The following is a 6,839-nucleotide window of genomic DNA, read 5'->3' on the forward strand; positions in this document are numbered from 1 at the left end:
ATATTCCATATTAATAATGATTTGTTTTATAATTAGCGCATTAATGATGTAAAAAAAAGACAGCGAATCTAATGTCCGCTGTCTTACAGATGATGCTCATGATGTGATTTTAGGAATGGCACGAAGGAATACGACGCCTGCTAACAGAATCAATCCAATCAATGTCAAGAAGACCGCTGACATACCGGATAAATCGTAGATCAACCCTCCGACGGTCGGACTGATCATCCGTCCCGCTGAAGCGGCAATATTGACGTATCCCTGGAACTCTCCTTCTTTTCCGATTGGCGCGAGTCTCGCCGCCATAGCAGGAACCGCTGGCCAGATGAACATCTCACCAATCGTCAAAATGATCATCGCGACGAGGAACATCTTGAAGCCGCCTGCGAACGGAACGATCAGATAAGACAAGAGGAAGATTCCTGTACCGGTCATCAATTGTCGCTTCAAGTCATCTCCAAACCACCGGAGAATTGGTGTTAATAAAGGTTGTGCGAACACGATGAGTGCTCCGTTGATCGTCCAAAGAATCGAGTACTCGGAAATCGTGACACCGAGCGATTTCGTGTGTACGGCAAAGGTTCCTTGCCATTGCACATAAACGAACCAAAGTAAGGCATACCCGATCGAGACGAGCAACATCGTCCGTGCCGCACCGCGCGCAAGGGGTGTGCGTGTCGTTTCGATCTCGTCATGTGCCGCATGCATCCGCGCTGGTGCCTGAATCCAGGATAAACCGACTAACAAAATGATGGCAAAGGCGATGTAGAGGACGAGATTGGCGATGAAGATGTACTGAATCGAAAAGGCAGCGATTTGACCACTGACTGCTGTCCCGAGCGCTACACCGACGTTTTGTGCGACATAGATCGCATTAAAGGCACGGCGCCCGCCTTCCGGCCAGATGACACCCGTCATCGCGTAGATCGTCGGAAAAACCATCCCACCGACGAATCCAATCAATCCAAGCATCGCGACGTATCCGAGGTACGTCTGATGAAATAGCAACAAGCCAACGGAAGACAGGACAAGTCCGATGACACTGATGACAAGCGTCTTCTTGCCACCGAGACGGTCAAACGCTTTTCCACCTAAGTAGTTTCCGACGATTGCTAAGGCAGAGTTGACGAACAATGCCATCCCTGCTTTTGTCATCGACTCTCCTAAATATTCATGAATATATAATGTATTAAACGGCCATAAAAAAGAGGATCCCGTCGTATTGATGGCCATCGCAAGGACGAGGATCCAGACCGCTTTTGGTAATTTTGGCATACCTGTGGTCCTCCTATTTCATTCTCAACCTTGCCACTTTACGCAATCCGTCCCCTAACTGTCAAGCTACTTCGCTTTTCGTCAACGAATCAAAAAATGATATAATGCAGAAAGAATCTTGCACATACTGAACCATTACTAGAAAAACAGACTATAGGAACAGGAGTCTATGCCATGTCACTTGCCCGTGTATTACCTTATACGAAACAATTACTCGAGTCCGTTATCGAGCCCGGAGACTGCGTCGTCGATATGACTGCCGGAAATGGACATGATACACAGTTTTTAGCAGAACGTGTCGGTCCAGAAGGAAGGGTTCTTGCGTTCGACGTCCAGGCACAAGCCATTGAGGAGTCGACGCGACGTCTCGACGAAGCCGGAATGTTAGCACGCGTCGACCTTTACCATGAAAGCCACATCCATGTCGGTGCCCGTCTTTCGGACGAACAACGTCCTGTCCGCGCTGGTGTCTTCAATCTCGGATACCTGCCTGGAAGCGACAAATCAATCACGACGACCGGAGAAGAGACGCTTGAAGCACTCGATGCCCTCCTCCCGGTCCTCGCTCCCGGCGGTCTTGTCGTCCTCGTCGTCTATCACGGTCACTTGGAAGGAAAACGAGAACGTGACGCTGTCCTCGATTACGTCACAGCCCTTGATCAGCAAGATTATGCCGTTCTCCAGTATCGCTTCTTGAACCAACAAAATCATCCCCCGTTCATCATCGCGATCGAGAAAAAAGTACGCGGATGATGGGCACAAAAAAGTGATGCCCCTTTTTTAGAGGCATCACTTTTGTTATTTCATTCTTCAACAAGCTTAAAGAACAACATTAATTTTTCTGCAAACCGTGTGTTCAACCGTTCGAAACTAAAATGCGGAAAACCGTGTAGACGTTGTAAGTAAATCTGATCGCCACCCATTTTCCGGCATACTTCAAGTGTCAGCTTGACGTCTGCGAACTGATCGTCCGGTGCATAAAAACAAGCCAAGTTCACACGCGGCAGTTTTTTTCGTTCTTCGTCATGTACGACGATCTCTTCTTCGATTTCCCGGTACTGTGCATAGGTCAGTTCACCGATGCGAACGGTATCTTCCGTACTTTGACCAAACGGCAACGTACCGAGTGGCGCATCGGGCCGGAAACGATCGAACGCACTTGCGAAGACTTGTTTGACGCCTCCGAGTTGTTTCGAAGGGTGCCAATCAAACAACGGTGAAATGAATGCAAGGCTTGCTACCGGTAATTCATATTCTTGCAACAGACGATTGACGACGAGTGCGCCCATGCTACAGGCGACGATATGAATCGGTAGCTTGCGTTTCCCGGCTTCACGTAATGCTTCTTTTAACAGTTGACCATGTTCTTCAAACGAGATACGACGTGGGGCGTCGACGAGCAATATTTCATACTCTCGTTCGAGTACCCGAATCAAAGCTTCACTCGGACGGGCACGCAGTTGTAACGGATAGACTAATACGATGATTCCTGTTGGTTGTTCAACCACAAACTCACCTCTTCACTTCATACTTCCTATTTACGATACCTTATTTCAAACGCACACAAAACCGTCCCAAGACGGATTTCACGAGGCGACATGGCGAAGGCGAATGACAGATTCTACTTGCCCAAAGACTTCTTCCGTCATCTCACTGAGTTCTTCAAAACCGAATGAGGTCAAGAACTGACGCGCTTTATAGTTACGTGCCTCCACATATACTTCGAGTGGGACGGCTCCTTGTCGTTCGAGTTCACGGATCAATCGTCGTCCGATTCCGTTTTGCTGATATTTCGGTAAGACGTACAGACGAATGATTTCCCACGTTCCCTCAACATCAACAGCATGAATGAAACCGACGATTTCCTCATCGATGATTCCGACATAAAAATACTCTCCCCGTGCTTCTTCTGCCGTCCGAATCGCACGAACAACCTCCTCTTGCGGATACGCTTCCTGCACGAAATGCGCTTTCGAGCGCTCGGAATAGATTTCTGCGTACGTATCCAACCAGGATGTGACGGCAATGTCATGAATACGTCCTGCATCGGCTGGAATAGCTTCGCGTATTTCCATAATCGGAACCCCCCTTTGTATTCATACGAATCGACTCATGTACTTTTACCCTCTTCTAGAAAAAACATTCGTTTCCTGCAAAGTTCCACGTAAACAAAAAAGTCCGAAAACCCGCGTAGGGTTCTCGGACTTTTTGATTATGCGAAACGTTTTGCCTGTTCTTCAAGAACTGCTGCTTTATCTGTTTGCTCCCATGGAAGCTCAACATCTGTACGACCGAAGTGACCGTATGCAGCTGTTTGACGATAGATCGGACGACGGAGATCAAGCATGTTGATGATTCCAGCCGGACGAAGATCGAAGTTTTCAGCAACCAATTCGACGAGTTGTGCTTCAGGAAGTTTTCCTGTACCGAATGTATCAACCGCGATTGATACCGGGTGCGCGACACCGATTGCGTACGCGAGTTGAACTTCTGCTTTGTCTGCAAGACCTGCAGCAACGAGGTTCTTCGCGACGTAACGTGCTGCGTATGCAGCTGAACGGTCGACTTTTGTTGGATCTTTACCAGAAAATGCTCCACCGCCGTGGCGTGCGTATCCACCATACGTATCAACGATGATCTTACGACCCGTCAATCCAGCATCTCCTTGTGGTCCGCCGATGACGAAACGACCAGTTGGATTGATGAAGAATTTCGTTGCTGCGTCGATGTATTCAGCCGGGATGACCGGTGTGATGACGTGTTCTTTCAAGTCAGCTTGAATTTGCTCAAGCGTAACTTCTTCCGCGTGTTGTGTCGAGATGACGATCGTATCGACACGAACCGGCTCGTTGTTCTCGTTGTATTCGACCGTGACTTGTGTTTTTCCGTCCGGACGAAGGTAGTCGAGTTGACCGTTTTTACGCACTTCTGCCAAACGGCGTGCGAGACGGTGTGAAAGCGAGATTGGAAGTGGCATGAGTTCTGGTGTTTCTTTCGTTGCGTAACCGAACATGAGACCTTGGTCTCCTGCACCGATTGCATCGATTTCTGCATCAGACATGCTACCTTCACGTGCTTCAAGCGCTTGGTCTACACCAAGAGCGATGTCTGCTGATTGCTCATCGATTGATGTCAATACAGCACATGTGTCCGCGTCGAAACCGTATTTCGCGCGTGTATAACCGATCTCACGAATCGTTTCACGAACGACTTTTGGAATGTCGACGTAAGTGGATGTCGTGATCTCACCTGCAACGAGAACGAGACCTGTTGTAACAGAAGTTTCTGCCGCAACACGCGCGTTTGGATCCGCTGCGAGGATTGCATCAAGAATTGAATCCGAAATTTGGTCACAGATTTTATCTGGATGACCTTCAGTGACTGACTCCGACGTGAATAGTCGGCGATTAAGGTTTGTCATGTATGACCCTCCCAAAAAAGAATTTGACGGTGTACTCATTTCCCCTAGTTGAGTGGGACGGTAAAATGAAAAAAACCTTTCCAAGTCCAAAAAATGGTCAGGGAAAGGTTGTGCGTTCTTCCTTTACCCTCTTATCGTTCGAAGTGTTTACTTCGCTTCAGGAGAGCACCTTTTCCCTCATTAATATGTGAATTAATGTAGGACGGTTGCCGGGTTTCTTCGGGCCTTGTTCCCTCCACCTGCTCAGAATAAGAGTATCCGTTACGAATTACATGATATAAAGTTGTAACTACTCTGTCAAGCAAGGTTTCAAATTCTAGTCGAAACTTTTTGAAAGAGATGTTAAACTGTTAATGCTGAAAGCGTTTCCAGATAAATAGAAATCAGCACTAGAAAATGATTGCTCTCTCTTTAGTATGTCATATATAATAAATGTGTCATACTAAATACAGTGAGCCAAAACCAACGTAGGGGAAAGGTGGGGTCAGGATGCCGATGACGGTCCTGAATATCGAAGAACTACTCAAGAAAGAGCATGTGTTCAAACAACTATCTGTTGCTGAACTTGTCGAACATGCGATTCGAAACGAAGAAGGTGTCCTTGCTGAGAACGGCGCATTATCTGTAGAAACGGGGAAATTTACAGGTCGTTCACCAAAAGATAAGTTCATCGTCCGTGATTCTTCCTGCGAGTCTCACATTGATTGGGGTCATGTCAACCAACCAATGGATGGAGACAAATTTGAACAATTGTTGCAAAAGGTTCTTCGTTACATGAACGAAGCTGATCATCTCTACTACACAGAAGCTGCTGCTGGAGCAGATACGCACTTCACCCTTCCGGTCCGTGTGCTCACACAATATGCTTGGCATAACCTGTTTGCCAAACAACTCTTTTTACGCGAGTATCCTGAAGTGGCTGCCTTCGAACCGTTCACGGTCGTCTACGCGCCACATTTCAAAGCAGATCCTGCCGTTGACGGAACGAACTCCGAGACGTTCATCGCGATGTCGTTCGAACACCGAATCGTCTTGATCGGTGGAACGGAATACGCTGGAGAAATCAAAAAGTCGATCTTTTCCGTCATGAACTACCTCTTACCACAAGAAAACGTCCTTTCGATGCACTGCTCGGCAAACGTCGGACACGAAGGCGACGTCGCCTTGTTCTTCGGTCTATCTGGTACTGGTAAGACCACCCTTTCAGCCGATGATAGCCGTCAATTGATCGGTGACGATGAGCATGGTTGGTCGCACGATGGTGTCTTCAACATCGAAGGCGGATGTTACGCGAAGACGGTCAATCTATCGCGTGAAAAAGAACCGCAAATCTTTGACGCGATCCGTTTCGGAACCGTCCTTGAGAACGTCGTACTCGACGAAGCCCGTCATCCTGATTACGATGATACATCGTTGACGGAAAATACGCGTGCTGCTTATCCGATTACGGCAATCGATAACATCGCTGTTCCGTCACGCGCTGGTCATCCGAAGACGATTGTCTTCTTGACAGCTGATGCGTACGGCGTCTTGCCTCCGATCAGCAAATTGACGAAAGAACAAGCGATGTATCACTTCCTATCAGGATATACATCAAAACTCGCTGGAACAGAACGTGGGGTCACGGAACCAGAAGCGACCTTCTCGACGTGCTTCGGTTCACCATTCCTTCCACTGATGCCTGAAAAGTATGCGACGATGCTCGGCGAATTGATTGATCGTCATGGTGTTACCGTTTATCTCGTCAACACGGGCTGGACAGGCGGTGCTTACGGAACAGGTAGCCGCATGAAGCTATCTTATACACGGACGATGGTCAACGCTGCCGTTAACGGCACACTTGCAACGATTCCAACAGAAGAACACCCGATCTTTGGACTTCATATGCCGCTCGAAGTTCCTGGTGTTCCAAGTGAGTTACTCAACCCGGTACGCGTCTGGTCGAATCCGGACGAATACGACACACAAGCGCGTTCGCTTGCTGAGAAATTCCAGAACAATTTCCTTCGTTTCGAGAGTGCGACGGATGCGATCAAGTCAGCTGGTCCGCGCCTATAAAGTAGAGTTTTCTGACTTGCATCAAAAAGATAGACACCGAATTTACATCAAGTAACTAAAAAATCTGAGTCCGGTCTTCACGGAC

The 6,839-nt window shown here is 47.9% G+C and carries 6 protein-coding genes and 1 riboswitch; of the genes, 2 read left to right on the plus strand and 4 right to left on the minus strand.

Translation table 11 applies throughout. From position 1 onward, the window contains the following. Nucleotides 1–96: 96 nt before the first annotated feature. Nucleotides 97–1,275: an MDR family MFS transporter gene (locus N179_RS15225; RefSeq protein ID WP_058713882.1), complete on the minus strand. Its 1,179-nt coding sequence runs from the start codon at nucleotides 1,273–1,275 to the stop codon at nucleotides 97–99. Between the two features lie 153 nt (nucleotides 1,276–1,428). Here N179_RS15225 and mnmM point away from each other — a divergent pair, with 153 nt between their 5' ends. Further along, nucleotides 1,429–2,028, plus strand: coding sequence for a tRNA 5-(aminomethyl)-2-thiouridylate-methyltransferase MnmM (gene mnmM, locus N179_RS15230; RefSeq protein WP_255343803.1), 600 nt, complete (start codon nucleotides 1,429–1,431; stop codon nucleotides 2,026–2,028). 50 nt (nucleotides 2,029–2,078) lie between these two features. On the opposite strand, the gene N179_RS15235 is transcribed toward mnmM, so the two are convergent. The 3 genes from N179_RS15235 to metK form a co-directional block, all read right to left on the minus strand. After that, entirely contained in the window at nucleotides 2,079–2,783 is a 705-nt protein-coding gene (locus N179_RS15235) for a serine aminopeptidase domain-containing protein (RefSeq protein ID WP_075643132.1), read from the minus strand. Between the two features lie 78 nt (nucleotides 2,784–2,861). Continuing rightward, on the minus strand, nucleotides 2,862–3,350 hold the full coding sequence (locus N179_RS15240) for a GNAT family N-acetyltransferase (protein ID WP_023469107.1): 489 nt from the start codon (nucleotides 3,348–3,350) through the stop codon (nucleotides 2,862–2,864). Between the two features lie 137 nt (nucleotides 3,351–3,487). Beyond that, nucleotides 3,488–4,696, minus strand: a complete 1,209-nt coding sequence (metK, locus tag N179_RS15245) for a methionine adenosyltransferase (RefSeq protein WP_023469108.1) — start codon at nucleotides 4,694–4,696, stop codon at nucleotides 3,488–3,490. A 128-nt stretch (nucleotides 4,697–4,824) separates the two neighbouring features. Beyond that, nucleotides 4,825–4,951: riboswitch (SAM riboswitch) on the minus strand. Between the two features lie 234 nt (nucleotides 4,952–5,185). Here metK and pckA point away from each other — a divergent pair. After that, on the plus strand, nucleotides 5,186–6,754 hold the full coding sequence (gene pckA, locus N179_RS15250) for a phosphoenolpyruvate carboxykinase (ATP) (RefSeq protein WP_023469109.1): 1,569 nt from the start codon (nucleotides 5,186–5,188) through the stop codon (nucleotides 6,752–6,754). The last annotated feature ends 85 nt before the right edge of the window (nucleotides 6,755–6,839 follow it).

Origin of the sequence: Exiguobacterium indicum HHS 31, assembly GCF_001939065.1 — a bacterium.
Lineage (GTDB): Bacteria > Bacillota > Bacilli > Exiguobacteriales > Exiguobacteriaceae > Exiguobacterium_A > Exiguobacterium_A indicum.